Source organism: Paraglaciecola sp. MB-3u-78, from assembly GCF_002835935.1.
GTDB lineage: Bacteria > Pseudomonadota > Gammaproteobacteria > Enterobacterales > Alteromonadaceae > Paraglaciecola.
The window spans coordinates 324,175-350,807 of sequence record NZ_PJCF01000006.1; the positions used below are offsets into that span (position 1 = coordinate 324,175).

29 protein-coding genes and 1 pseudogene are annotated in these 26,633 nt (G+C 39.5%); 4 read left to right on the forward strand and 26 right to left on the reverse strand.

Annotated features, from left to right (window positions below; all coding sequences use genetic code 11):
- The first annotated feature begins 122 nt into the window (after positions 1-122).
- Positions 123-1,757, forward strand: coding sequence for an ATP-binding protein (locus CXF95_RS15720; RefSeq protein WP_101199578.1), 1,635 nt, complete (start codon positions 123-125; stop codon positions 1,755-1,757).
- Complete coding sequence (locus CXF95_RS15725; protein WP_101199579.1) at positions 1,741-2,145, forward strand: response regulator; 405 nt, start codon at positions 1,741-1,743, stop codon at positions 2,143-2,145. The genes CXF95_RS15720 and CXF95_RS15725 overlap by 17 nt, the downstream gene beginning before the upstream one ends.
- Here the strand turns inward: CXF95_RS15725 and CXF95_RS30735 are convergent.
- The 24 genes and pseudogenes from CXF95_RS30735 to mioC form a co-directional block, all read right to left on the reverse strand.
- Positions 2,140-2,883 (reverse strand): LamG domain-containing protein, encoded by a 744-nt coding sequence (locus CXF95_RS30735; RefSeq protein WP_232787876.1) that lies wholly within the window; start codon positions 2,881-2,883, stop codon positions 2,140-2,142. The genes CXF95_RS15725 and CXF95_RS30735 overlap by 6 nt on opposite strands.
- A 272-nt stretch (positions 2,884-3,155) precedes the next feature.
- Positions 3,156-3,908 carry a LamG-like jellyroll fold domain-containing protein gene (locus tag CXF95_RS30740; protein ID WP_232787877.1) on the reverse strand — a complete coding sequence of 251 codons (753 nt, stop codon included), beginning with the start codon at positions 3,906-3,908 and terminating at the stop codon, positions 3,156-3,158.
- Entirely contained in the window at positions 3,883-5,484 is a 1,602-nt protein-coding gene (locus tag CXF95_RS15735; RefSeq protein WP_101199321.1) for an IS1634 family transposase, read from the reverse strand. Before CXF95_RS15735 ends, CXF95_RS30740 begins: the two co-directional genes overlap by 26 nt.
- Before the next feature lie 57 nt (positions 5,485-5,541).
- On the reverse strand, positions 5,542-7,179 hold the full coding sequence (locus CXF95_RS15740; RefSeq protein WP_101197715.1) for an IS1634 family transposase: 1,638 nt from the start codon (positions 7,177-7,179) through the stop codon (positions 5,542-5,544).
- A gap of 232 nt (positions 7,180-7,411) precedes the next feature.
- Positions 7,412-7,581, reverse strand: a pseudogene (locus tag CXF95_RS15745) (IS1595 family transposase); the annotation flags it as partial.
- 249 nt (positions 7,582-7,830) lie between these two features.
- Positions 7,831-8,421 (reverse strand): peptide-methionine (S)-S-oxide reductase MsrA, encoded by a 591-nt coding sequence (msrA, locus tag CXF95_RS15750; RefSeq protein ID WP_101199580.1) that lies wholly within the window; start codon positions 8,419-8,421, stop codon positions 7,831-7,833.
- A gap of 147 nt (positions 8,422-8,568) precedes the next feature.
- On the reverse strand, positions 8,569-8,982 hold the full coding sequence (locus CXF95_RS15755; protein ID WP_101199581.1) for a F0F1 ATP synthase subunit epsilon: 414 nt from the start codon (positions 8,980-8,982) through the stop codon (positions 8,569-8,571).
- 132 nt (positions 8,983-9,114) lie between these two features.
- Positions 9,115-10,500 carry a F0F1 ATP synthase subunit beta gene (gene atpD, locus CXF95_RS15760; RefSeq protein WP_101199582.1) on the reverse strand — a complete coding sequence of 462 codons (1,386 nt, stop codon included), beginning with the start codon at positions 10,498-10,500 and terminating at the stop codon, positions 9,115-9,117.
- Between the two features lie 31 nt (positions 10,501-10,531).
- Positions 10,532-11,392 carry a F0F1 ATP synthase subunit gamma gene (gene atpG, locus CXF95_RS15765; protein WP_101199583.1) on the reverse strand — a complete coding sequence of 287 codons (861 nt, stop codon included), beginning with the start codon at positions 11,390-11,392 and terminating at the stop codon, positions 10,532-10,534.
- Between the two features lie 72 nt (positions 11,393-11,464).
- Positions 11,465-13,006, reverse strand: coding sequence for a F0F1 ATP synthase subunit alpha (atpA, locus tag CXF95_RS15770; protein ID WP_101199584.1), 1,542 nt, complete (start codon positions 13,004-13,006; stop codon positions 11,465-11,467).
- A gap of 12 nt (positions 13,007-13,018) precedes the next feature.
- Entirely contained in the window at positions 13,019-13,552 is a 534-nt protein-coding gene (atpH, locus tag CXF95_RS15775) for a F0F1 ATP synthase subunit delta (RefSeq protein ID WP_101199585.1), read from the reverse strand.
- Between the two features lie 13 nt (positions 13,553-13,565).
- Positions 13,566-14,036, reverse strand: a complete 471-nt coding sequence (atpF, locus tag CXF95_RS15780; protein WP_101199586.1) for a F0F1 ATP synthase subunit B — start codon at positions 14,034-14,036, stop codon at positions 13,566-13,568.
- A 49-nt stretch (positions 14,037-14,085) separates the two neighbouring features.
- Positions 14,086-14,328, reverse strand: coding sequence for a F0F1 ATP synthase subunit C (gene atpE, locus CXF95_RS15785; protein WP_101199587.1), 243 nt, complete (start codon positions 14,326-14,328; stop codon positions 14,086-14,088).
- 180 nt (positions 14,329-14,508) lie between these two features.
- Complete coding sequence (atpB, locus tag CXF95_RS15790; protein WP_101199588.1) at positions 14,509-15,312, reverse strand: F0F1 ATP synthase subunit A; 804 nt, start codon at positions 15,310-15,312, stop codon at positions 14,509-14,511.
- 55 nt (positions 15,313-15,367) lie between these two features.
- Complete coding sequence (locus CXF95_RS15795; RefSeq protein ID WP_101199589.1) at positions 15,368-15,757, reverse strand: ATP synthase subunit I; 390 nt, start codon at positions 15,755-15,757, stop codon at positions 15,368-15,370.
- Between the two features lie 258 nt (positions 15,758-16,015).
- The gene (locus tag CXF95_RS15800) at positions 16,016-16,885 is read right to left on the reverse strand and encodes a ParB/RepB/Spo0J family partition protein (RefSeq protein WP_101199590.1); all 870 of its coding nucleotides are present in this window, start codon (positions 16,883-16,885) and stop codon (positions 16,016-16,018) included.
- 44 nt (positions 16,886-16,929) lie between these two features.
- The gene (locus tag CXF95_RS15805) at positions 16,930-17,712 is read right to left on the reverse strand and encodes a ParA family protein (RefSeq protein WP_101199591.1); all 783 of its coding nucleotides are present in this window, start codon (positions 17,710-17,712) and stop codon (positions 16,930-16,932) included.
- Positions 17,713-17,789: 77 nt separating this feature from the next.
- Complete coding sequence (rsmG, locus tag CXF95_RS15810) at positions 17,790-18,446, reverse strand: 16S rRNA (guanine(527)-N(7))-methyltransferase RsmG (protein ID WP_101199592.1); 657 nt, start codon at positions 18,444-18,446, stop codon at positions 17,790-17,792.
- Positions 18,446-20,359, reverse strand: coding sequence for a tRNA uridine-5-carboxymethylaminomethyl(34) synthesis enzyme MnmG (gene mnmG, locus CXF95_RS15815; protein ID WP_101199593.1), 1,914 nt, complete (start codon positions 20,357-20,359; stop codon positions 18,446-18,448). The genes rsmG and mnmG overlap by 1 nt, the downstream gene beginning before the upstream one ends.
- A gap of 692 nt (positions 20,360-21,051) precedes the next feature.
- Positions 21,052-21,216 carry a hypothetical protein gene (locus CXF95_RS29620; RefSeq protein ID WP_157828160.1) on the reverse strand — a complete coding sequence of 55 codons (165 nt, stop codon included), beginning with the start codon at positions 21,214-21,216 and terminating at the stop codon, positions 21,052-21,054.
- 116 nt (positions 21,217-21,332) lie between these two features.
- Entirely contained in the window at positions 21,333-21,539 is a 207-nt protein-coding gene (locus CXF95_RS15820) for a hypothetical protein (RefSeq protein ID WP_101199594.1), read from the reverse strand.
- Positions 21,540-21,631: 92 nt separating this feature from the next.
- Complete coding sequence (locus CXF95_RS15825) at positions 21,632-22,456, reverse strand: ATP-binding protein (RefSeq protein ID WP_101199595.1); 825 nt, start codon at positions 22,454-22,456, stop codon at positions 21,632-21,634.
- Positions 22,457-22,519: 63 nt separating this feature from the next.
- The gene (locus CXF95_RS15830) at positions 22,520-23,176 is read right to left on the reverse strand and encodes a DnaT-like ssDNA-binding domain-containing protein (RefSeq protein ID WP_101199596.1); all 657 of its coding nucleotides are present in this window, start codon (positions 23,174-23,176) and stop codon (positions 22,520-22,522) included.
- Between the two features lie 30 nt (positions 23,177-23,206).
- Positions 23,207-23,653 carry an FMN-binding protein MioC gene (gene mioC, locus CXF95_RS15835; RefSeq protein WP_101199597.1) on the reverse strand — a complete coding sequence of 149 codons (447 nt, stop codon included), beginning with the start codon at positions 23,651-23,653 and terminating at the stop codon, positions 23,207-23,209.
- A gap of 361 nt (positions 23,654-24,014) precedes the next feature.
- Here mioC and CXF95_RS15840 point away from each other — a divergent pair, with 361 nt between their 5' ends.
- Entirely contained in the window at positions 24,015-24,344 is a 330-nt protein-coding gene (locus CXF95_RS15840; RefSeq protein ID WP_101199598.1) for an acyltransferase family protein, read from the forward strand.
- 65 nt (positions 24,345-24,409) lie between these two features.
- On the opposite strand, the gene CXF95_RS15845 is transcribed toward CXF95_RS15840, so the two are convergent.
- Entirely contained in the window at positions 24,410-24,649 is a 240-nt protein-coding gene (locus CXF95_RS15845) for a hypothetical protein (RefSeq protein WP_157828161.1), read from the reverse strand.
- Between the two features lie 192 nt (positions 24,650-24,841).
- Here CXF95_RS15845 and CXF95_RS15850 point away from each other — a divergent pair, with 192 nt between their 5' ends.
- The gene (locus CXF95_RS15850) at positions 24,842-25,225 is read left to right on the forward strand and encodes a hypothetical protein (protein WP_101199600.1); all 384 of its coding nucleotides are present in this window, start codon (positions 24,842-24,844) and stop codon (positions 25,223-25,225) included.
- 19 nt (positions 25,226-25,244) lie between these two features.
- On the opposite strand, the gene mnmE is transcribed toward CXF95_RS15850, so the two are convergent.
- The gene (gene mnmE / locus CXF95_RS15855) at positions 25,245-26,627 is read right to left on the reverse strand and encodes a tRNA uridine-5-carboxymethylaminomethyl(34) synthesis GTPase MnmE (RefSeq protein WP_101199601.1); all 1,383 of its coding nucleotides are present in this window, start codon (positions 26,625-26,627) and stop codon (positions 25,245-25,247) included.
- Positions 26,628-26,633: the final 6 nt, after the last annotated feature.

The following is a 26,633-nucleotide window of genomic DNA, read 5'->3' on the forward strand; positions in this document are numbered from 1 at the left end:
ACAAGATCATAAAAATAGCGGTTTCAACACATTTTTATGAATTAAGCGGCAAAAGAAACTACAAAACTGTGTTATTAACTATTATAGGTATGAAGTTTAAGCGATAAACATTAAGAATTCCGATGAATGAAGAAACATTAAATAAACGTTATCAAAGAGAGCGGCAAGCTCGGCGATCTGCAGAAATTATTTTAGAACAAAAATCTTTAGAACTATTTCAGCGTAATCAAGAGCTAGAAGATTTCAAAGAGAACTTAGAAAAACAGATTTTAGAGCGCACCCATGAAGCAGAAAAAGCAAAAACCGAAGCCCATGCGGCAAACCAAGCGAAATCAGAATTTTTAGCCAATATGAGTCATGCAATCAGGACACCTTTGACCGCTATTATTGGTTTTGCGGAGGTATTATTGCAACATAGACTGAGTCGCGAAGAAAGTGCAGAATATCTCACTACTATTATCAATGGTGGTCGCCACTTAACCACCTTGTTAAGTGAAATATTAGATATAAGCAAGATTGAAAATCAAAAGTTAGAACTTGAAACCATCCGCTTTAACCTTCCTAACTTGCTACATGACATTGAACAAATTTACCTTTTTAATTGTAAAAAAGAACAGCTAGATTTTGCCCTGATAATTGACTCTGTTATACCTGAATGGATAGTGGCAGACCCAACACGACTCAAACAGGTGATACATAACTTGTTAAGCAATGCGATTAAGTTCACTAAAACTGGAACTATCAGTTTGCATGTGAAATTTATAATTAGCAGCAGCACCTTACAGATAGAAGTGATTGATACCGGTGAGGGCATTGCCAGTGATAAACAAGCTTTGATATTTGAATACTTTCGCCAAGCTGATTCTAGTATCACCCGCAATTTTGGTGGCACTGGATTGGGATTATTTATCACTAAAAGTATGGTTGAATTAATGGGAGGCGTTGTTGAATTAGAGTCTACCTTAGGTAAAGGCTCAAGATTCTGTGTGACTATTGTGTGCCAAAAATATGAAGGTGAATGCGACTCAATCCTTAACCGAAACATTCTTGCTTCTAAACCTTTAGTGACACCTTCATTAGTCGGCAATATTTTATTGGTAGAAGACACTGAAGTGAATCAACAGTTGATCATCTTTAACCTTGAGCGAACAGGAGCGCGGGTGGATTTGGCAGTAAATGGGCTAGAAGGATTACAAAAGGCACTGGCAATTCAATATGATTTGGTCTTGATGGATATTCAGATGCCAGTCATGGATGGTAAAGAAGCAATGAAATCACTGCTGCAACTCGGCATAAGTACACCTATTTATGCCCTGACTGCCAATGTTATGCCCTCAGATATACAGGAATATGCGGCTATTGGTTTTACTGGAGCCTTAAGTAAACCTCTTGAGTTAGAAAATTTATACGCAGTACTCAGCCAACATTTATCTGTTTGTGACGACACAGACAATAATGAGCCACAAGGTACCCAATTATTCATTTCGGATCCTAAACTGAGCAGGCTATTTTATACAGAGTTAGCTAAGCAACATACTGAAATAACTAAAAACATACGCAACCTCGATTATGCTAGCCTGATTAAAGCTGTGCATATTATCAAGGGCTCAGCAGGGAGCTTTGGTTATGATGATTTAACCCATTTAGCTGCAGATTCTTTGCTGCTACTGAGACAAAAGCAGTATGTACAAGGAGTCCAACATTGTACTAAACTCAATCAAAAAGTAGCGGAAGTATTAAATGAGCATAACGATTAACATATTATTAGTAGACGATGTCGAAAACAGCAGAGAGCTTTTACGCGCCGCTTTGTTAGCCTGTATTAACGAGCACAAAGTGGAAATTGAAGCTAATTTCTTTCATGCTGCTACGGGTGAATTAATACCCGCGCAAATTATGCAACATAGGATTGATTTGGTGTATCTAGACATCGAATTACCCCACACCAGCGGCCTCGAGGTGTTAAAGCAAATTCGTCAAGCCAAGTCAGATATCATGGTGGTGATGGTGTCGGGTGAAAGTTCCCAAGAAAATGTGTCTGCTGCAATCAAAACTGGAGCCAATGGATTTATTGTTAAACCTTTTAATTCTGGACGTATTTTAGACTCATTACAAAATTACCTTAAGAAAGCGCAATCATTATGAAAGCGTTAACCGCCCAGCATCGGGGTAATTGAGTCCAGACAAATTGGACACACCTAGTTCATCAAATATAACGGTTAAAGTGCTTGTGTTATCACCAGAACCATTGGCATCAATGGGGATGCCACTTAATGGGGTGAGGCATTGATCGGGTGAATCACAATTATAAGACAGGCTTATTTCTTGTGTGCCTTCTAACAAAGGTTCACACACATTTTTGTTACTGCGAACTGCCCGTAAATTGACATTTATAAAGTTACTAGCGGCCAGTTGGTCAGGTAATGAGTCTGCAATATTTGCTCCATAAATTTCAAAACCATCAACGAAAATTTTTGCAGTGATATTGGTGACATCCCAAACAAACGCTAAGTGTTTCCACACCCCAGCCCTAATTGAGAGTGCATCATCAGTCGTCTTCTGGTCATCGCCATCATTTCCATCTTCAAAGAAAAATTTGACTCGACCGTCAGACCCAATTTCTGCAAAGAAATATTTATTTCCGTCATTGGCATCAAACAGTCTTTTGTCAGTTCCAGAGCTCCAGTCACTATTACCTTTGTACCAGAGGCTGATCGTCCCACTGGAACCAATAACTGTATACAGATCGTCCCCGGTATCAACGGCTTCGAATATCGATGCATTGTTATTATTTGGAATTTCAGCTGCATTACAAATTTTTACGGTTGCAGTGGTAATGCCTCCAACTGCCCTTCCGTTATAGTTATTACCTGAACTATCCAATACCTCTTCGCTATTGCCAGTCCAACTTAGTTCATCAAAGCGGTATTCTAATACAACTGATTTTGGACAGCGTCCAAACTTTACCTTATCGCTGAGAGCACCTTCACGGAGAATTTCATAAGCAGTGGTCGAGGTAGAATTAAGGAGGTCATTTGCAATGGAGACTTCTAAAAAGTCACCACCGGTACGTTCAAAAAATATAGCGGTTATCTCAAATATAGAGTCTTGAGTTAAAGAAAAGATCCACCTGTTTGTGAATTGCCGGTTGGGTTTTAATATCTCAACTCATTTCTCTCACCATTTCTTGAGCTACCAAATTTGTTAAATGTGACAGTGTCACCATCAAGCGTATCCATAATAAAACTAAAGCCTTCATCACTCTCAACATAAATCGTATAATCCCCAAGGGGAAGGCTTAAGGTGCTTGAGGCGTGTACTAAAAAATTTGAAAAAATCTCATCGCCACCAAAGTCAAGTCGGTCAACTGTGCTGGCAACACTTTCAGTAACATTATATGTGCTATTAGCTATGAATCCCGATGCAGGTGAACCTGCATTTACCCAAGCAGCATGAATGTTTAGTGATTCACTTATTGTGTCTATTTGATTGTCACTGCCACCGCTGACAATTCTAATACCCACGGCGTTTAGCTCACCAGGGATCAAGCCACAAATATATTCACACTGCATAACATCACGAGTGGTGCCATCGATGTATAAACATACATTTTTAGAAACTCTTGTAACCACCAAGTGATGCCAATTACCATCAGTTAATTCAATATTGCTCGTTAGGACTTCACTGTTATCTCTTACCTTTATGTAAACAGCATGACTATCACTCAAGAAAATCTCTAATTCGTCGTCGTTAGAATCCTTGCCGAGTGCATGAAATATTTCTTGTTGAGATTTATTTACCGATGTTTTAAACCACACCGTCACTGAGAAGTCATCTAAACCATCAACCGCGCTGCTTGGTACCAGATCTTCCGCACCACTTTTAATAATAAATATGCTGGTATTCACTGCCCAGACAATCAATGATTATTTTTTGTCGTTCTTTTAGGTTTACCACTAACTCTTTCCCCTCAATATACAAGAGGGTCACCCCTTGAAAACACTGAAATACCCAACGGGCGGTGGGGTTTTGACTGGGTTTCTTCTTCATGTCTGGGAAGTAACGGTTTTGGACTTTTAACTGTTTACGTATTTGATGTTCTAACGAAGCGTAAACCATTAAGCAGCTGGTCATCACCATCAGTAGTGCTTCAATACGCTCTGGTTTTTTAAGGTAAATAGCACTGGTTAAAAAGTCGGGGCTCTTTAAGAATCGAAAGCCTTTTTCTACGGACTGCTGGGATTTGTAGGTACTGAGTATCTTTTCCATGCTTAAATCATCCGCTAAATCATTACTAGCGATGATAAATAAGCCCAGCTGCTTCAACGCATCCTGTCGTTTTGCAAGACCAGTATAGAGGCTCCCTGTGATGTGATAATACTCACGTTTAGGCTGTTTGTCCTGGGAAGGGCGCCCTGCACCCGCGTAAACAGGCACCTTGTTGATCTGGCTGTCGACCATCAGATAAGGCTGTTTGACTTCCCACTGCGCTAAAGCTTGTTTGGCATCCTCTTGGCATGCAAACTCCTGTTGACCCAATTTCTTGAAGGACTTACGGCCTTGTTCAAACTGTTTGAGCATCCGCTTATCCAGATTATGGCCTTCACGTTTTCTGGCTTGCTCACTGCATACCAGCAACCATTTTTGCGCCACATCACCATAGCTCGTTTCGTGCCACACGCCTTGATAACCGTCGCTTATATCAACAAAGTCCAGTTGATGGGCTTGAGCGATTAAACTTTTCGCCTCGTTCAATGTTTGAGGAACACGGGTAATAAACAACTGATTGATTGCATCAAGATGAACAATACTTTCTTTGACATACAGCGCCGCATCGGCCACCAGATAGCGGCTCGCTTGTGCGGCTTTTAAGCTTTGGATATGAGACTTAACAATTTTTTTGAAACCTTCCATATCATTAGTGTTGCCGCTGGACGGCTTCATATATACCGGAATGCCCGACTGGTTTTCGCAAATAAGATTTAAGATCACCTGATTGAGCTCAGGTCGATGCTCTCTGGAGTAGCCTTTGGCGACCTGGATGCAGTTGAACTCATCCTCTGCTGGCCTACCTTGGCCGTCATAATGGAAACTCGTGGAGTCGAGATGAACAGAGTCACAAGGCAAGTCTAGGTGTTTAACTACGGCTTCACCAAGGGTTTGATAAAGGGCTGAAACGCCTTTTTCATACAGCGCATCCAGACAGCGACCTAGGGCATCATCGTTGATATGCTCAGGCTCGATCCCGGGTGCAATCAGTCGCTCAAGAGGTTTGTCCTCGAAATATTCGCTGTACATATGCAGGGTACGGCCAGTAAAGCCCAGGCCATTGATAATCATGGCGACAAAGAGCTGTCCAAAGCTGATATTTCTCTTGTCTGAGACGCCAAGAGCTTGATCAATAATTTGGGCTAAGCGGATTTCTTTGCAAAAACCGGCAACCAGACCGTGGTGTTCTAATGTTTTAGTAAAAGGTGAGGACATAATTCTAGCTCTCAAAAGAGAGTAATAGATCAAGATCTGAGATCTACCTGACATTGATCAGACCCCCACGCTACTTTTTTGAATATTATACAAATGCAGCGAATGGCCTCCAATCAAATTAATGATTTTTGTCCTTAGTTTATCGAATCCATCTAAGTAAGTGCTTGTTTTATCATAGGTTTCTTCAGGCTGAACGAGGTTGATACCCTCGAAGCATTGAAACACCCAGCGCAGTGTGGGGGTAGCAGAGGGTATGTTAATCTGGTTTGGGATGGTTTCATTGGCTTTTTTCATGCTCGCGCGCATGCGTCGTTGCGCGATTGAGTAAACCAATAAAGATAAGGTCATGATCATTAACAATGCGTCGATACGACTAGGCTTTTTGATGAACAAGGATGACACAAAAAACAGTGGGTCTTTTAGGAATCTAAACCCTCTTTCTACCACCGATTGCGCCTTGTAATGATGCAGAATTCCCTCAGGTGATAGCGCTTTTTCGTCGGCATTTGTGGCGAGTATAAAGCATGATTTTTGTTCAATAGCATGTTGAATTGCTTTATCATTTAGCTCAACCACCGCGCTCGTTTGCCATACAATTTGTTTGACTGGTGCATCTTTTTTAGGTCGGCCTTTTCCCTCGTAAACCTTGTGTGCTATGCAGTTAAGCTCAGTCAGTTGGTGATACTTTTGTCGCTTGTTAAGCGCGGCCAACGACTTCAGTGCGTCCTCTTTGCAAGTGAAGCGCTGGGCTTGCAAATGAAATAACTCTTTGTCTAATTTTTCCTTGGCGCGGTCGGCTTGTCTGCCAATCGTTTTTGTTGCACGCTCACCTGCGGCTTTTGAATTGACGACTATCCAGCGCTGTTTAATATCCATGTGCTCTACTTCATTCACTGTGTACTGGTAGTTGTCATCAATAGTCGTCCATTCTTGCGCAGTTAGGGCTTCTGTAATGAGTGTTTTTTCTAGTTTAATAGTGGACGGGATAAGCGTAATAAACGTCAGTTGCGATAAGAACTCAGCATTGTCTTTATGGTAAAGCTTACAGTCAGCGACCAAGTAGTTAGGCTTGGGCGCAGTTTTCACCATCTTGACCAGCGCCTTAGCGCGCTCTTTAAACACTTTTGTATCAGCGCTATTACCATCCCAATTTTTAACGGCCAAGGGTATTCCTCCGTCTTGACTGACAATCATTTCTTGTACAACTTGTTTTAAATCAGGGCGATGCGCTTTGCTATGACCGTGTGTAATTCTGATAACATGCTCGTCACAGCCTTCCTCATCATGCGCATACTCGCCGGTTAACGAATGACTTGTGGTATCAAGGGATTTAAACTGGCAATCTACAGCCTCTATTTCGCAGGCCTGATGCGATACCAAGGAAAACAGACTTTCACAACCAAAGTCATAACATTGGTCCAGTGTTCGGCCTAGTTTATGGCGATTAAAGTGAGATGCCTCAACGCCTTCACGAAATAGATGCTCCATCGGGAGATTGGCAAAAAACTGAGGGCTAAGCGTCAAAGGGCGATTACAAAACCCCAGGCCATTCATTATCATGCCCTTTATCGCCTCGCCCGGGCTAATTTCTTGAAGATCATCTTGCGGCAAATGCTTATCTAACAAAGGCACCATGTTTAAGTCGTCGATAACGCCAGCAACAATGCCATGGTGGTCTAACCGTTTGATTTTCATTGTGATTTCACCCTCAAAAGTTGAGGTGATATTGTACTAAACCCGCGATCTTGTGGGAAATATTATAAATAGAAATTATTCAATTTGGTCTGATCAATGTCAGATCTACGTCAAGTTTTTTTTCATTATTCTTTAAATCGTCTGTTTATTGACCAAAATTAATGGTTAATTTAAGTGCGGAACGACAGATAAGGCTGTGCCGATCCCGGTTTCCCCTACTTAGTAAAATGTGATGTGGGCATTGATGTGATAAATTGAAAATAGGCTGGTTCAGCTCATTAATCGTAATTTCTGGTTGAGATAATTGAATAACGTGCTGAACTGTTAACCTTGAGCGAGTGACATGGCTAAAAGTGTTTTTGTAATGTGATTGAACTGACATTCAAATGATTCTATTTTGATTGTCTTTACCTTCAATAAGTTGAACTACTTTCAAGTATAACCACCAATTTTGTTGAACAGAGCCAACTTTATGCAGTATATGAGTGTCTTTATTATTGTAGCTCTGCTGGAACTTTGTAGCGCAAATCTACAGACAATAACGGTTGAAATACTAATTCCCCCACCGATCGTTTATCACACCTTAACTGTCTTTAAGATTAGACCTAAATCTGGATAATTTTTTGTAATATTAAGTGCTAATCCATTTAATCAGTGTGTTGTTTTATCACCCCAAATGTCTGTTAAGCGCTGATCACGACCACAATTCCAACGATACAATTTGTATCTAACTGAATTGTTTTTGTAATAGTCTTGGTGATAACTTTCATTACCTTTTATGGGGTAAAAAGTTGTAGTGGGTAGGATTGGGGTTACTACCTTTTGATTAGGGAATTGGGTGATGATGCTTTGTTTGGATAGTTCCGCAAGTTTACGTTCTTTTTCATCGGCCACAAACACAGCGCTGAGATAACTGAACCCTTTATCACAGAATTGCCCTTTATCATCAAAGGGGTCGATATTTACCCAAAAATGTTCTAGTAAACCTTGGTACGTCACTTTCTTGGGATCGTAGGTGATTTCAACCGCTTCATAATGACCAGTATGATTACCACCATAAGTTGGGTTTTCTAAAGTACCACCGATAAAGCCAGATATAACCTCTGTCACCCCTTCAAGCTTTTCAAAATCTGATTCCATACACCAAAAACAACCTCCAGCAAAAATTGCTTTGTCCGCTGTTGCTTGGGACGTATATAAGACAATAATAGCGAATAACGGTAATAATATATTTGATTTCACAACATTTCCTCAATGACTAGATAGGTTTAATTACTTTGAGAGTAAATATTAAGACCAAAGTTTTGCTGCAAACTTTCAACTATTTGTAAAAACAAAAACCCAGCAAGATATATAATCAAGCTGGGTTTTTAAGTATTACAGTTCTGATTACTTACGCAGTTTTCGGATCAACCTTAACTGGGCAATTGCTTCAGCTAACTCGATAGCTGCTTCTGCATACTCAAAATCAGCAGTCGGGTTGGCGATATGCTCTTCTGCGCGTTTTTTCGCATCAAGCGCCGCTTGTTCGTCTAGGTCTTCTGCACGAATAGCGGTATCAGCCAATACAGTGACTGAGCCAGGTTGTATCTCTAGCACGCCACCGTTGATGTAGATACTTTCTTCATCACCAAATTGCTTAACCAGACGCACCATTCCAGGTAATAGAGTAGTTATTAAAGGTGCATGTCCAGGATGGATACCTAGTTCACCTTCACTACCCGTAATCTGAATAGCTTCGACTAGACCAGAGAAAATACTGGTTTCAGCGCTTACTACGTCTAGATGTACGGTCATTGCCATAAAAACCTCCTAAATAGGATCCTTAAAACATGCTTTTCGAGTCCATTTAGTTTGGGATACAAGAGGAAGCGCGCAATGTATAGGTATACCTGAGCACTTCCGACAACGAGTCCGGACTAAATGGGCCGAAAATTACATATTCTTAGCTTTTTCGCTTGCTTCTTCGATAGACCCAACCATGTAGAAAGCTTGTTCTGGAAGGTGATCATACTCACCATTCAAGATGCCACTAAAACCAGTGATGGTGTCTTTTAAAGAAACATATTTACCGACTGAGCCAGTAAATACTTCTGCTACGAAGAAAGGTTGTGACAAGAAACGCTGAATTTTACGAGCTCGGGATACTGAAAGCTTATCTTCTTCAGAGAGTTCATCCATACCTAAGATAGCGATGATGTCTTTTAATTCTTTATAACGTTGCAATACTGATTGCACACCACGTGCAGTGTCGTAATGCTCTTGACCAATAACTAGAGGGTCAAGTTGACGTGAACTAGAATCAAGTGGGTCAACCGCAGGGTAAATACCCAAAGACGCGATATCACGTGACAATACAACCGTTGCATCTAAGTGAGCAAAGGTAGTAGCTGGTGAGGGATCAGTCAAATCATCAGCAGGTACGTATACCGCTTGGATTGAGGTAATTGAACCTGTCTTAGTTGATGCTATACGTTCTTGAAGCACACCCATTTCTTCAGCTAGGGTAGGCTGATAACCTACTGCTGATGGCATACGACCTAGTAGAGCAGATACTTCTGTTCCAGCTAGAGTATAACGATAGATGTTATCGACGAAAAACAATACGTCACGACCTTCATCACGGAATTTTTCGGCCATGGTCAAACCTGTCAAGGCAACACGTAAACGGTTTCCAGGAGGCTCATTCATTTGGCCATATACTAGGGATACTTTGTCTAGTACGTTGGACTCGTTCATTTCGTGATAGAAATCGTTACCTTCACGAGTACGTTCACCTACACCAGCAAATACTGAGTAGCCGCTGTGCTCGATAGCGATGTTACGAATGAGTTCCATCATGTTGACAGTTTTACCTACACCGGCTCCACCGAACAATCCAACTTTACCACCTTTAGCGAACGGGCAAACTAAGTCGATAACTTTGATGCCTGTTTCAAGAAGTTCAATTGAAATAGATTGTTCTTCGTAAGTAGGCGCTGCACGGTGAATAGACATACGCTCTTCTTCACCGATTGGGCCAGCTTCATCGATTGGGTTACCCAAAACATCCATGATACGACCCAATGTGGCTATACCAACTGGGACTTGAATAGCTTCACCACTGTTTTCAACAGCTAGGCCACGACGTAAACCGTCAGTGGAGCCCATTGCAATGGTACGCACTACGCCACCACCTAATTGCTGTTGTACTTCTAGTGTCAAACCTTGCAAATCACCTTCTGTAATTCGCAATGCGTCATATATTTTTGGAACCGAATCTTGTGGAAACTCAATATCCACTACGGCGCCAATTATTTGGACGACCTTACCATGACTCATGTTAATTCCTCTTAAATTCTAAAACCATTGCCTAAACCGCTGCAGCGCCAGCTACAATTTCACTAATTTCTTGTGTAATTGCTGCTTGACGTGCTTTGTTATATACCAATTGCAAGTCATCAATTATGTCACCCGCGTTATCGGTAGCCGCTTTCATGGCCACCATACGAGCAGCTTGCTCAGACGCGACATTTTCAATCACGCCTTGATATACTTGAGACTCTATAAATCGAACCAGTAACATATCTAGGATAGGTTTTGGATCAGGTTCGTAAATATAGTCCCAACGGTGTTGTAATTCTTTTTCGTCAGACTTAGGCAAAGGCAACAATTGATCGATCTGCGGCTCTTGCGCCATGGTATTAACAAACTTATTAAACACCAAATATAAACGGTCAATTTTACCGTCATTAAATGCATCTAACATGATACGTACCAAGCCAATGATTTCACTGATACTGGGTGCATCACCTAAACCAGTTTCGGCCGCTAATACACTGCCACCAAAACGGTTAAAAAATGCAACAGACTTAGCACCTAATGCAGCAAAATCTATTTGAACATCTTGTTCTTGCCATTTTTTCGCATCTTTCACGACCATTTTGAATTCGTTGGAGTTTAATCCCCCACATAATCCACGGTCAGTAGAAATCACGATATAACCAACGCGTTTTACTTCGCGGTCTTCCAAATATGGATGGCGATATTCAAGGTTAGCGTTTGCTAGGTGACCGATTACGTTTCGAATATTCTCAGCATATGGACGACCTAAGGCCATACGGTTTTGCGCCTTTTTCATTTTGGACGCTGCAACCATTTCCATAGCGCTGGTGATCTTCTGCGTATTTTTAATACTGCCGATCTTACCTTTTATCTCTTTACCGCTAGCCATAAACTCTATCTCCGATTATTCAACATAGTGACAGTGGTGTTTTTATGAATAAAAGCACCACTGTCTAATTGATTACCACGTTTGTGTTGCTTTAAATTTTTCTAAAGCTTCATTTAACGTAGCTTCAATTCCTTTGTCGAAATTACCCGTTGTGTTGATAGTGTTCATCAGCTCGCTATATTCACTGCTCATGAAAGAGTGTAAAGACGCTTCAAAATCTAGAATTTTATCTAGTTCAATGTCTTTTAAATACCCTTTCTCTACAGCAAACAATGAAACACCCATGTCTGCAACTGAAAGTGGTGCATATTGGTTTTGCTTCATTAATTCCATCACTCGCTCACCATGCTCAAGTTGAGCTCGGGTGGCGTCATCAAGGTCAGATGCAAACTGCGAGAACGCCGCTAATTCACGATACTGAGCTAGGGCTAGACGGATACCGCCACCTAACTTCTTGATGATTTTAGTTTGCGCAGCTCCACCAACACGAGAAACCGAGATTCCAGCATTAACCGCAGGGCGGATACCAGCGTTGAACAAATCTGTCTCAAGGAAGATTTGGCCATCGGTAATTGAAATCACGTTAGTTGGAACAAAAGCGGATACGTCACCTGCTTGGGTCTCGATAATAGGTAATGCAGTTAAAGAACCTGTTTTACCTTTTACTTCACCTTTAGTGTAACGCTCAACATATTTATCATTTACACGTGCAGCACGTTCTAGAAGACGTGAGTGAAGATAGAAAACATCTCCAGGATACGCTTCACGGCCTGGCGGACGACGCAACAATAGCGAAATCTGACGGTATGCAACGGCTTGTTTAGACAAGTCATCATATACGATCAAAGCATCTTCACCGCGGTCACGGAAATACTCACCCATGGTACAACCAGAGTAAGGTGCCAAGTATTGTAATGCTGCAGATTCAGATGCAGAAGCTGCAACAACTATCGTGTGACCCATAGCGCCGTGCTCTTCTAGCTTACGTACCACGTTGGCGATAGTAGAGGCCTTTTGGCCAATCGCAACATAGATACATTTAACGCCTGAATCTTTTTGATTGATAATGGCATCAATCGCTAAAGCAGTTTTACCGGTTTGACGGTCACCGATAACCAATTCACGCTGTCCACGACCCACTGGGATCATGGCATCAACTGATTTATAACCAGTTTGAATAGGTTGGTCGACCGATTGACGTTCAATTACGCCCGGTGCAATTTTTTCTATAGGTTCAAAACCATCTGCATCGATAGCGCCTTTGCCATCGATAGGAGCACCTAGTGTGTTAACAACACGACCAAGTAGGTTACGACCTACTGGTACTTCTAAGATACGACCTGAAGATTTTACTTTTACGCCTTCTTGTAAATCAGCGTAAGGACCCATTACTACCGCACCTACAGAGTCACGCTCTAGGTTTAATGCGATAGCGTAACGACTACCAGGAAGCTCAATCATTTCGCCTTGCATTACATCTGCAAGGCCATGGATACGGATTATACCGTCGGTTACACCAACAATAGTCCCTTCATTACGAGCTTCACTGATAACTTCGAACTTCTCAATACGTTGTTTGATTAGTTCGGCAATTTCAGTGGAATTCAGTTGCATGCTCTTTCCCCGTTATGCTTGTAACGCGTCTGATAGACGGTTTAATTTACTACGAAGTGAACCATCAATTACTGTGTCACCGGCTTTTATAAGCACACCAGCAATCAGTTCAGGATCCACGCTACAATTTAGCTTAACCTTTCGTGCAAGACGTTTTTCAAGAGACTTACCGATATCTGTTTGTTGTTTTTTGTTGAGTTTGACCGCTGAAGTAATATCAACATCAATCTCTTTATCATGATCAGCTTTTAGCTGATTAAACATCACAGAAATTTCAGAAAACGCTTGTAGACGTCTATTTTCAGCCAAAATCTTTACTAGATTTTGACCCTGTAGGTCGAGTTGTTCACCGCACACGCCATTAAAAATCTCAGCTAATTTTTCTGCTGCTATCGAGCCAGTTAGTAAAGACTTAACTGTTTCGTTTTTAGAAACTTCAGCAGCAAACAAAAGCATTTCTTGCCATTGTGCAATGGTTTTATTCTCGACCGCGTAATCGAACGCAGCTTTTGCGTAAGGGCGAGCGATAGTTGTCCATTCAGACATAGCTCATACTCCCTTATAGCTCAGCGACAAGTTTTGCAACTATGTCACTTTGTGCCGCAGCATCAATTTCACGTTCAAGGATCTTTTCAGCACCGGCAATGGCCAAAGCTGCGACTTTTTGACGCAACTCTTCTTTTGTACGGTTTTTTTCTGCTTCGACCTCTGAGTATCCCTGAGCAATGATTTTCTCACGCTCGGAATGACCACGTAGGGTTTCTTCTTCAACAATTGTCGACCCACGCTTTTTGGCTTGCTCGATGATTTCTGCTGCTTGAGCTTTCGCTTCTTTAAGCTGATCTGTGGCTTTAACTTGTGCTAGTTCGAGATCTTTTTCACCTCGTTCAGACGCGGCTAAACCGTCAGCAATTTTCTGTTGGCGTTCTTCAATAGCGCCGATAATAGGCGGCCATACATACTTCATGCAAAACCACACGAAGAATATAAATGCTATTAGTTCACCAAGTAGAGTGGCATTGATATTCAAGACCGCTACTCCTCTTTAATAGTTCGTTAAAAGAAATGGAAAACTACTATTAAGCACCAAGTACGAACAACATATAAAGAGCGATCGCAACACCAATCATCGAGATAGCATCAATAAGACCTGCTACGATGAACATTTTTACTTGAAGGGTAGCAGCAAGCTCAGGTTGGCGTGCAGCCGACTCAAGAAATTTACCACCTAAAAGACCGAAACCAATTGCTGGCCCCAATGCACATAGACCAATCAAGATACCAACTGCGATATATAGATTACCTAAGATTTCGCTTTCCATAGATTTTCACCTTTATGTTTAAGTTAAAATTAAAAAATAAAACGTTTATATTTAGGCATCCTGCCTTAACCCATTTGGGCCAGCCTAAGCTGTTTAAATTCTTTCCAGAAAATTAGTTCACCGAGCGTCCTGCTCTCCACTTTTCGAGCTACCTAGAGCTGTTCTAATTTTTTAGAAAAATTAGTGTTCTTCACTTGCCAAGCTCAAATACACGATGGTTAACATCATGAAAATGAAAGCCTGTAATGGAATAATCAATAAGTGGAATGCTGCCCATAAGAAATGTATTGGCAATTGCCATAATCCTAAAGTACCTGCTATCAATATAAAGATAAGTTCGCCAGCGTAAAGGTTACCGAATAAGCGTAACGACAATGACAACGGTTTAGCCAGCAATGACACCACTTCAAGTATAAAGTTGAACCAATATAACCAAGGTGTATTGAACGGATGAGCATAAAGCTCTTTCATAAATCCGCCAAAACCTTTGATTTTTACTGAATAATAAATCATCAGAACAAACACACCAATAGACAAAGCAAAGGTCATATTGACATCTGTTGTAGGTACTACTTTCATGTAAATGTCGTGTGGATCAACACCAAATCCGTAATAACCAATTTGGCCAGCAATCCAAGGAAGGAAATCCACTGGGATTAAATCCATCAGGTTCATTAACAATACCCAAACAAAGATGGTTAGTGCTAATGGAGCAATTAATTTACTTTTTCCGTGATAGGTACTTTTGACAGTATCGTTAACAAACTCAACTATCAATTCGACACTAGCCTGCCACTTTCCAGGTACGCCCGTGGTTGCTTTTTTTGCAACTGAACGAAAGCTCAAAATAAATACAAATCCCAACACAATCGACCAAGCTAATGTATCAATATGGAAAGTCCAAAAACCTTCACCCACAGTCGCATTAGTTAAATGGTGCTGAATGTAACTGCTAATGGTTTGTTCGCCACCAGTATCTGCCATTATATCATCCACATTTTTAAAGTTAAAAAACTATATTCAGTCTCGTTATCGTATATCAACGGATAACGCGACTTACTAAAATTATGATTGGCCATTGAGCCATTAAGGTTACTACATAGCTGATTAACAGCGGTAAAGGTTGTAAATTTGGTGATTTATAAGCCATCACAAACAACACTATCGTAATAATAAACTTAAGTTTGCTTCCTTTGTTAAAACTCCGCACTACTAGCTTATTTTGACTAGCACCGGCATATCTAAACGCTAACAATGCAAATACCATTCCTGGTAACACACATATCAAACCACCATAAAGTGCTGATATCCCTGAGTATTTACCCAAAAAAAGGAAAAATATACAGGCTAAAATCATGGTAATTAGGCTTTGAAAAAAAAGCACTTTCCTAGCCAACTGTCGCCCTTCTTGGGCCAAGCTAGTTATCAATTAGTCTCTCGATACGTTTAAACCCTAACAAAAAGCGCCAAAAGTATACTTTACTGGTGACAATTTACAACAGTAAACTCTAATTTGGTGCATAAAAGCACTGATATGGATATTCCCACAAAGCCTTTGTTTTTATAGGGATTAAGGTTTTAAACGGTTTAAGTTACTTATCGTTGCACCTACTTCAACATACTTTGCAATAAATACAAAATAGGAATTCATTATGCTCAACATTTTGTTCCGTTATTAGACATCAATCTACTTAATATGACCTAGAATTCCGTCTAGTTGATCAAGGCTGGAAAAGTTAATCACTAACTTTCCTTTTCCTTTGGCATTGTGAGCAATACTGACGGGAGCACCGAGGTTTTCGGATAATTCTGTTTGTAAGCGTTGTACGTCAGGATTTTCTTTAACGGCTACTTTTTCTTTTGCAGGCTCTAATAATCGCCGTACTAGGTTTTCTGTGTCTCGAACAGTGAGACCTTTGCCTGACACTATTTGTGCAGCTTCATTTTGGACAATACCTTGAAGAGCTAACAAAGCTCTCGCATGACCCATTTCAATATCCCCATGTTCTAATAGTAATTTCACATCATCGTTTAAATTATTCAAGCGCAACAAGTTAGTCACTGTTGTTCTGGGTTTACCTACAGCAGTGGCCACTTCTTGATGGGTGAGTTCAAATTCAACCATTAAGCGGTCAAGAGCCTGTGCTTCTTCCATAGCGTTGAGATCTTCACGTTGAATATTCTCAATCAGAGCAATAGCCACAGCTGATTCGTCTGGTACATCTTTAATTAAGCAGGGAATAACATCTAGTTGTGCTATTTGCGCTGCGCGCCAACGTCTTTCACCGGCAATAATTTCATATTTATCTTCGGCAATTTGACGCACAACTATGGGCTGTATAATCCCTTGTGAACGTATCGATGAGGCTAAGTCTTCGAGGGCTTCGGATGACATGTCTTTGCGCGGCTGATACTTACCAGGCTGTAAAAATTCTACCGGGATTTTTTGCAATTCAGTTAGTTTTTCAGATAACTCTGAACCGCTGCTTCTGCCTGTTTGACTAGTGGCTAATAACGCATCCAGTCCTCTACCCAAACCTCTTTTTTTCGGCGACATGTTGTCCTCTGTATTGTGCTTTCAATTTTTTATTTACACTAACTTCAGTTAGCTATTTTATTGGCTTTTCCGCGTCTTAATATCTCACCTGCTAAGGCTAAGTAGGCTTTTGCACCTGTAGACGATTTATCATAATACATAGCGGGTGAACCAAAACTAGGTGCCTCTGCCAATCGTACATTCCTAGGTATAACAGTTCTATACACTTGATCGCCGAAATGCCGTTTAAGTTGTTCGGACACATCATTGGCAAGCCTATTTCTAGGATCGTACATAGTGCGCAGCACACCTTCAATTTTTAATTTTGGGTTAACTACAGACGCTAGTTTTTTGATGGTATCCATTAAAGCTGTTAGCCCTTCAAGGGCATAATATTCGCACTGCATAGGTACCAATACCGAATCTGCTGCTGCCATGGCATTCACTGTCAGTTGGTTTAACGAGGGTGGACAATCAATAAAAATATAATCGTAGTAGTTTTTGACGGGGGCTAACGCATTGCGAAGTCGTAATTCCCTAGCAAAGACTTCCATTAATTTAATTTCTGCAGCTGTGATATCACTGTTACCTGCTATAAGGTGATATTTTCCAGACGTTTCTTTGATAATGACTTCATCTATGGGCTTTTCTTCAATCAATAATTCGTAACATGTGTTGTCTACATTGTACTTATCAACACCACTGCCCATAGTCGCATTACCTTGAGGGTCGAGATCAATCAAGAGTACTTTGCGTTTTGTGGCAGCCATTGATGCAGCTACATTAACAGCAGTTGTGGTTTTACCCACTCCACCTTTTTGATTAGCAATTGCAATGATTTTGCCCAAAATAATCGTCCACTTTTTTATTTAAAAGGCCAGAATAGAAAAGACATTTAATTTGCTAAGAGTCGCAGTGATAGCTTCTAGCCAACTGATTGTTTTTTAATTTTGACAATATAACGTTCGCCTTCAAGGCCTGGGACGTCTAGTTTAATTGTTTCTTGTAAAATAAATCCTAAAGGTAAACTATGCAACTCATCTGCAGAAAGTTGACCTTTTAATGCAAGAAAAACACCTTGAGAATCTACCAGATGTTGGCACCAGTGCAACATATCTTTTAATGATGCAAAGGCTCTGCTCAATACTCCATCAATTTCCACACTAGGCACAAAATCTTCAACTCTTGATTGCACAGTTTGGATATTGTATATTTTTAATTCATAGGCAACCTGTTTCATAAATCGTACACGTTTGCCTAAGCTATCCAATAAAATAAACTGTTTGTCCGGACACATTATAGCCAGAGGGATCCCCGGTAACCCAGGACCCGTACCTACATCAATATAGTGAGTTTTATCTAAAAATGGTGCAACCACTATAGAATCAACTATATGTTTGATCACCATTTGCTGCGGATCTCGTACTGAAGTCAAATTGTACGCTTTATTCCATTTATGCATCATCAACACATAATGAATCAGTTGCTGTTGCTGCTCTTCAGTGACAACGAGCTCACAATTTTTCATACTATTTTTTAAAATAGTTAATAATTCATTTTCTAAGCTTGCTTGCTCATTCATTAGGCTGAAATTTTCTTTTGATCTTTACTGGTGCCAATCAACAGTCCATGTTTTTTCAAATATACTAATAGTAATGAAACTGCAGCAGGTGTAATGCCTGATATTCTGCCTGCTTTACCGATAGTTTCTGGACGGCTATCAGTTAGTTTTGCAACGACTTCGTTGCTCAGTCCAGAAATCTGACTGAAATCAAATTCCAACGGTATTAAAGTATTTTCATTACGCATGGTTTTAGCAATTTCGTCTTTTTGACGCTCTATGTATCCAGCATATTTAATTTGGATTTCAACTTGCTCAGATGCTTGTTTGTTTTCGATTTTAGGTCCAAATGCTTCTATTTGCATCAAGGTTTGATATGTCATTTCTGGACGACGGATTAAATCTTCTAAGGTGTTTTCTTTAGTCACCGGGTTCTTTAGTAAAACATTTAATGCTTTAGTGGATTCATGAGATGGATAAACCCATGTTGATTTGAGGCGTTGCCTTTCCAATTCGATAGCTTCTAATTTTTGATTAAAAGCTTTCCATCGTTGTTCATCAACTAAACCAATTTCATGACCTTTTGCTGTTAAACGTATATCTGCATTATCTTCACGTAACAACAAACGGTATTCAGCTCGGCTGGTAAACATTCGGTAAGGTTCTTTAGTGCCCATAGTAGATAAATCGTCAATTAAGACGCCCATATAGGCTTCATCACGACGTAAGGTAAATTCGTCTTTTTGTTGTACTTGTAAGGCTGCATTTGCGCCTGCTATTAACCCTTGGGCACCGGCTTCTTCATAACCCGTTGTTCCATTAATTTGACCGGCAAAAAATAATCCACTAATAAATTTAGTTTCTAAGGTTTGTTTAAGATCCCGAGGATCGAAAAAATCATATTCGATTGCATAACCTGGACGAATAATATGTGCATTTTCAAAACCGATTATTGAACGTACAAAGTTCATTTGTATGTCAAAGGGTAAACTTGTTGATATACCATTTGGATACATTTCGATGCTGTTTAAACCTTCTGGCTCGACAAATATTTGATGTGAGTTTTTATCAGCAAATCGATGGATTTTATCTTCAATAGATGGACAATATCTTGGACCTATTCCTTCTATTACGCCCGTGTACATTGGAGATCTATCTAGCCCACCACGTATAATTTCGTGGGTTTTTTCATTAGTGTGTGTGATGTAACAAGGGATCTGTTTAGGATGATCGCTGGCTTGTCCCATATATGAAAATACCGGAACAGGTGTATCCCCATGTTGTATTTGCATCACGTCAAAATTAAGGGTACGAGCATCTAATCTGGCAGGCGTGCCGGTTTTTAAGCGATCAACTCTAAAAGGTAATGCACGAAGTCTATCCGCTAATGCGATCGAAGGAGGATCGCCAGCACGGCCTCCTTTGTAGTTTTCCATACCAATATGAATGGTGCCGCCTAAAAATGTGCCTACGGTGATAACAACGCTTTTGGCATGGAATTTAAGACCCATCTGTGTGACCACACCCACAACGCGATCCTGTTCAACGATTAGATCATCACAAGATTGTTGAAACAACGTCAGATTCTCTTGGTTTTCAACTAGGTTACGAATTTCGTTACGGTATAGGGATCTGTCTGCTTGTGCACGAGTGGCCCGAACGGCGGGACCTTTGCTTGAATTTAAAGTTCTAAATTGAATACCGGCTTTGTCAGTTGCTAAGGCCATAGCACCACCTAATGCGTCTATTTCTTTGACTAGATGGCCCTTTCCAATGCCGCCAATAGCGGGATTGCAAGACATTTGCCCTAAGGTTTCAATATTGTGAGTTAGCAAAAGAGTACTTGAGCCCATGCGTGCAGATGCCAATGCAGCTTCTGTCCCTGCGTGGCCACCACCGACAACGATAACGTCAAAATGTTGTTGATAAAACATGATTTTCCTCAAAAGCTAAATGATCAAATTGACCCAAGTAAATTGGGAGGCATATTCTATATAGATTTCAGCGTAAGTAAAATGCTTAAAAACTATTCAATTCCTGTTTTATTGATCCCTTAATCTTTATAAGATCTTTTAGATCTTATGTTTATTATTACTATTACTAAGGAGCCAACTTTCTGTTAGTAAGTCATTATTCTTTATTTATATCAAGGTGTTATAGGGAAGATAATTATGTGAATAAGGTTTGATCAAACTGGTATAAGGTGGGTGTAACTAGCTGTTTTATCCACAGGGTGATTTGATCCTAATGTTACCCAGTGGATATAAACTGCTTTTACATCAGTTATACATAAAACTATCCACAACGAATAACATCTTTTGATCTAACTGTGTGTAACTTGTGATCAAAAATTAGTGTCCACAAGGTTAGATCATGATTTATAAAGGAAAGATCAAAACTAATCCTCTGAGGTTAGTATTAGAGGCCAAAACTTCAGACGTCACTTAAAAAATTTTTGTATTTAGTAAAATAAATTTGTGTTTAGAGCAAAAACTTAGCCAAATATGCCGATTACATGATTATCAAGGTAAGTTTGTGAATAGATTGACGACTAATACTTCACAAACTTAATAATAATTGCCATGAAAATAGGAGTTTTATGCTTAATTTATCAGCGTTTAAGTGATTAAATTTCTATGATATTGATACTGCCTCCACTGGTTTTTAAGGTTAATTTTTGTTCACCACTAGTTGAAGCATTAATATCTACTTGAACATCAGGTATGAGATAAGCAGTAATTGAGCCTCCAGACGTGGTGAGTTTGGCATCTTTTGTTAGTTGTTTATCCATTGTCACCATAATGCTTCCACCTGATGTATGGGCATCAAGATTGCCGCTAATGGTATCTGTATTAATTGATCCACCAGAAGTTCATGGCGATAAGAGAAATCATCACCTTCTTTATTTTAAATATTAACCCGTAGCTCTATTGTTGCTTGATCATGAGTTTCTATTTTGATCGAGCCAGCGTCGGTTTTGATGGTCAATTGACCGCTTAAACTAACATCGAAAGTCTCTTTGAAGGTTTCAGCAAAAAGGGATGTGGAATAAAAGAGTATGAGATAAATTAATATGGCGTTTAAATAAGTGCTCAATTTAATAGAATTTTTCATTTGTAATATCCTTGATAAGTACCCAGTGTGTAAACAATGGGTAAGTAGCAGGTATATCTAGAAATGTTTAAATAGACCGTTTTTTATAGCAATTATTTTACTTGATTTGGGCGATAACCAGAGGTTGTTTGAGGCTGTTGAGGTTCTGGTTGAGCAGGAATAATTTCTTTGCGCCTACTTGGGCCTGAGAATTTTACCTTGTAAGTATCGTATTCCTTGATTGATTCAAAACAATATCGGCCTAAAGCGTTTTCTAATTCAGCCAGGTTGTGATTAGTGATCATAATACAATTTTTATGATGAGCCAGTCTTTGTCTTAATACATTGCCTAACCAGCTTTGAGCATTTTTCTTCAAAACACTTTCGTTAACACAAACCTCATCGAGTATGAGCAAATCCACATCAAGTAATTCTTGGTTTATCTCACGAAATTTCTGTCCAACATTATCTTGGGCATTGTAATCATAAGAAAAGAAACGCATTTCTAAAATGGTAGATAGTTGTCTGTATAGAACCGAAATTTCATATTTTTCAATTAGTTCATGAGCAATAGCCCCGGCCGTATGAGATTTTCCGCGGCCATAATCGCCGTAAAAAATCATCATATGGGCTCCACTTCTTCGCCAATTCATATCTTCATGAGCTGCGATAAAAGATTTAGCAATGCTGACTGCTTCTTTTACATCATTGCTGTCTTCAATTAGATTAGCGAAAGTCCATTTGGGATTCAGTTCAGAGCGACCTTGAATGTCTTGGATGCGTTGCTTTTTGCCTTCTCGTTGTAGCTGTTTTACATCACGATTGGCTAACGCTTCATATTCAGATTTTAAGTCGGCATAGTTGGTATATTTTTCAGGAACATATTGGCGACCTAGTGCTTTACCTAATCTTTGAATTTTGTCTTTAATGCTGTCCACGAGTTATATTATTCCGATTGATAAATATGAAATTTACTATGCTATTACTTAGTATATAGCCGTTTACTGTGTGTTTGTTTTATTATATTTAGCCACTAAATTTTTAGCGTTTTCATCAGCGTGAATACCTGCCTTAGTTTGCACTATTTGCTGACCCACTTTTTCAACATTTTTAAATCCATGGGCTAAACGCATTTTTTTTAAGTTAAAAACAAACTTTTGAGTCCATTGATATTCGCTAAACTGTGACACTGGCCTACCTAACCAATAAGCAATAAAATCACCTAACTCATTTGTAGTGTAATCATAATCAATAATACCCAGTAGTTTGGCCAAATCTGTGATTAATTTTTTATTAGGGAGCCAATCAATATGCATGGCATGCCAATTAAGATGTAACCTTGAATACTCATCAGCTTTCATTGTGATCAAAGGCAGAATCAGGGTTTTACCATTAAAACTATGATTAAGTTCTATCTCGTCTTGAAAATTGACTAGGCCTACACTTAGCAGCTCTTTTATTAAGCTGTTAACTTGTCGACCCAAAGTATATTTCTCTTCTTTAGCATTTAAAATGGATAGCAAAGACTTATAATTTAATGTTGCCGTTGCTCCGCTAGACTCTTCAGCAGTAGGTTTTATCCCAAGAATATACAATATACGTGCATCATTGCTCAAAGGCTGAAGTAGGGCTGTTTGTTCTGCTTTATTTAATTGCATAAAAGTTTATTGGGTAACTTCATTGAGTATCTATGCTGTTTGTTCATTATTTTTTAGCCAGTCTTTAAGCCATTCAACTGCAGCATCTTCAGGGATAGGATGATTAAGTACATCAATATGCAGGGCAGGGCACAATAGTTTCGCGCCAGCTTTCACCATAATATTTTCTATTTGTATGGATCCGTGGCAGTAGGTGTCATAACTGCTATCACCTAAACCAACGACTAAAAACGGCGTGGTGGTTAAAGTTTGAGTCTTCAATTGATCTGCAAAAGGTTGGATATTATCTGGCAAGTCACCCGCGCCATGAGTAGAAGTACAAATAACCCAATTAGCACTTTGATCTAATTCTGATAACCGTGGGGTTAAATGAATTTCAGCACTATGGGTATGACTTAATAAAACTTCTTGTAGTGCGTCGGCGACATATTCACTAGCGCCTAATACACTGCCTACTATAATTTCAAACTTAGCCATTTATTTACTTTATCATTTCTTTAATCTTAGTATTGTACATTGTGACTAATACCAATCCCAGTAAAGAAATGACCGCTCAGCGAGATTTAAAAAAGCTTAATCAAGACGCGTGAATGCAGGAATAGCCGGCCTCTTTTAAATTCATGCAACGCTGAGTAAGCTTTTTTAAACCTCTAACATCCGTTACGGGGCTTTCTGAGTGAACACTTCTTTACCGGGATTGGTATAGGTTCACCATGCCTAATTCATCCCTATATTCCATCTATTGTCACTACTTTATCGTTGTTAAACACTTAACTATTTCAACTAAGTTGGTTTAATCAATATTTTATCTCTAGTAGATTTTATATTTGGGCATTTTATGGAACGTCGTTATGACCTGGACTGGTTAAGAGTGTTAGCTTTTGCTGTTTTGATTTTTTATCACATTAGTATGTTGTATGTAGCTGATTGGGGATTCCACTATAAAAGCCAATATCAGAGTGAAATTTTGCAAAATTTTATGTTGTTGGTTAATAGATGGCGCTTACCCTTATTATTTTTTATATCTGGTGTCGCTTCGCGTTATTTATTAGAAAAATATTCACTTATTCATTTTGCTAAAGCACGGACTTGGCGTTTGTTGTTGACATTATTGTTTGGGGTATTGGTGATAAGTGCCGCCACAACTTTATGTAGAGATGACAGCTAAAGACGATTTACAATTTGGCTATTGGGATTTTTATCTCGCTTATTTTGATTTAGATAATTCTATTTTTACAGATTATCAATCTGGAATACTGCCGTATATGGATGTAAACCATCTTTGGTATTTACGTGAGTTATGGTGCTTTTCATTAATATTGTTATTTCTTCACCCGATTTTGTCTTTAGTAAAAATAAACCAAGTGTTGATTGGGTTGGATCTCGCCTTGGTATTGCAGCAATATTGTATTTACCAGTTATATTTTTGTCGGCTGCGGCACTATTATTATTTCCTGAATCTGATGAAGGCATAAGAATAGCCCGCGGGTTTTGTTTCTTTTTTTTTGGATATATTATTTGGCAAAGAGAAAGTAGTTGGCAACCCATTCTTAAGTATCGAAGAGTAAACCTAGGTCTATCCTTAACTAGCTATGTAGGGCTGTTATATTATTACTATTTCGTACAGAGCCACTAGTTGCGGTTTATTCAAATATAGAAACGAGTTTGTTGCTAGCCAATCGTTGGGTATGGGTTTTAGCTATTTTAGGTTATGGCTATGCTTACTTAAATAAACCAAGTTCTGCATTAAATTATATTGCTCGAGTTGTTTACCCAAGTTATTTGTTGCATCAAAGTGTATTAATAGTGGCAGCTTTTTCCTTAAGTGTACTAATGTTAGGGCTTTTTTTAGAGGCGTTTTGGGTCACTGTGATAACCGTTAGTTTTTGTTTAGTGAGTTACGAAATATTAAAAAGAATAAATATTTTACGACCTTTAGTTGGGATCTCGTCTGAAACTTATGAAGCAGAACATTCATTATTTTATAAAATATTTGTATTGCTGGGATGGGCATTAATATTGGCGCTAGGTTATTTAATATTGTTTTGAGAATGACAATTTTCGAACCTTATTTTCCAATACAAAATGAAGAAAATATCTTAGTGAGTAGGTCGTCGGAGGTGAATTCACCCGTGATTTCATTGAGGTGTTGTTGGGTTAAGCGCAGTTCTTCCGCTAGTAATTCGCCGGCAAGGTGTTCTTCCAATTGGTGTTTACCCAGATACAAGTGTTCCGCTGCTCTGTCTATGGCATCTAAATGGCGTCTGCGAGCGATAAACTGCCCTTCTGAGCTTGCACTAAAGCCCATGCAATCTTTTAAATGATCAGTTAAAAAGGTGAGTCCCTGCTCATTGCTGGCAGAGATTGAAATGACTGGGTAGTCGCCACTATCATCAAAACCAATGGATTCATTAGACAGATCTATTTTATTACGGATAATACTTAGCCCAATATTTTTGGGTAGTTGCTGGTAAAACTCTGGCCATATCTTTTCAGGATGGGTTTCTGTTGATTCAGTACTGTCGAGCATAAATAACACGCGATCAGCTTGATTGATTTCTTGCCAAGCCCGTTCAATACCAATTTTCTCTACCTTGTCAGGACTATCCCTTAAGCCTGCAGTATCAATTATGTGTAAAGGCATACCATCGATATGAATATGCTCTTTGAGCACATCACGAGTCGTTCCAGCAATATCAGTGACTATGGCTGCGTCTCTTCCTGCTAATGCATTAAGTAAGCTGGATTTACCTGCATTAGGTTTTCCCGCTATAACTACTCGCATTCCTTCTCTAAGTAACGCACCTTGTTTAGTTTGCTGACGCAAGGTTTCAAAGGATTTGATTATTATTTCTAAGTCTTTTTGAATTTTTCCGTCGCTTAAAAAATCGATTTCTTCATCAGGGAAATCAATTGCTGCTTCGACGTACATACGCAAATGAATTACTTGTTCGACCAAAGTATGAATATGGTGGGAAAACGCTCCTTGTAAAGAACGTAACGCACCTTTTGCTGCTTGTTCAGAACTGGCATCAATGAGATCGGCTATGGCTTCGGCTTGCGCTAAATCCAATTTGTCATTTAAAAATGCACGTTCACTAAATTCGCCTGGTCGAGCAATGCGTAACTTGGGTATTTTTAAAATAGCATTTAACAACATGTCTAATACGACTTGGCCGCCATGGCCTTGCAGTTCGAGCACATCTTCACCGGTAAATGAGTTTGGTGCTTTAAAGAATAAGGCTATGCCTTGGTCGATAAGGTTATTGTTTGTGTCAGAAAAAGGTAAATATTCTGCTTTGCGGGTTTCAGGTAGTTTACCTAATATTGTTTGCGCAGCGGCACTTGCTAGATTGCCAGAAATTCGGATTATCCCAACACCACCACGACCTGGGGCCGTGGCTTGTGCAACAATAGTATCTTGCTGTGATGATAAACCTGTTACAGCCATATTTTT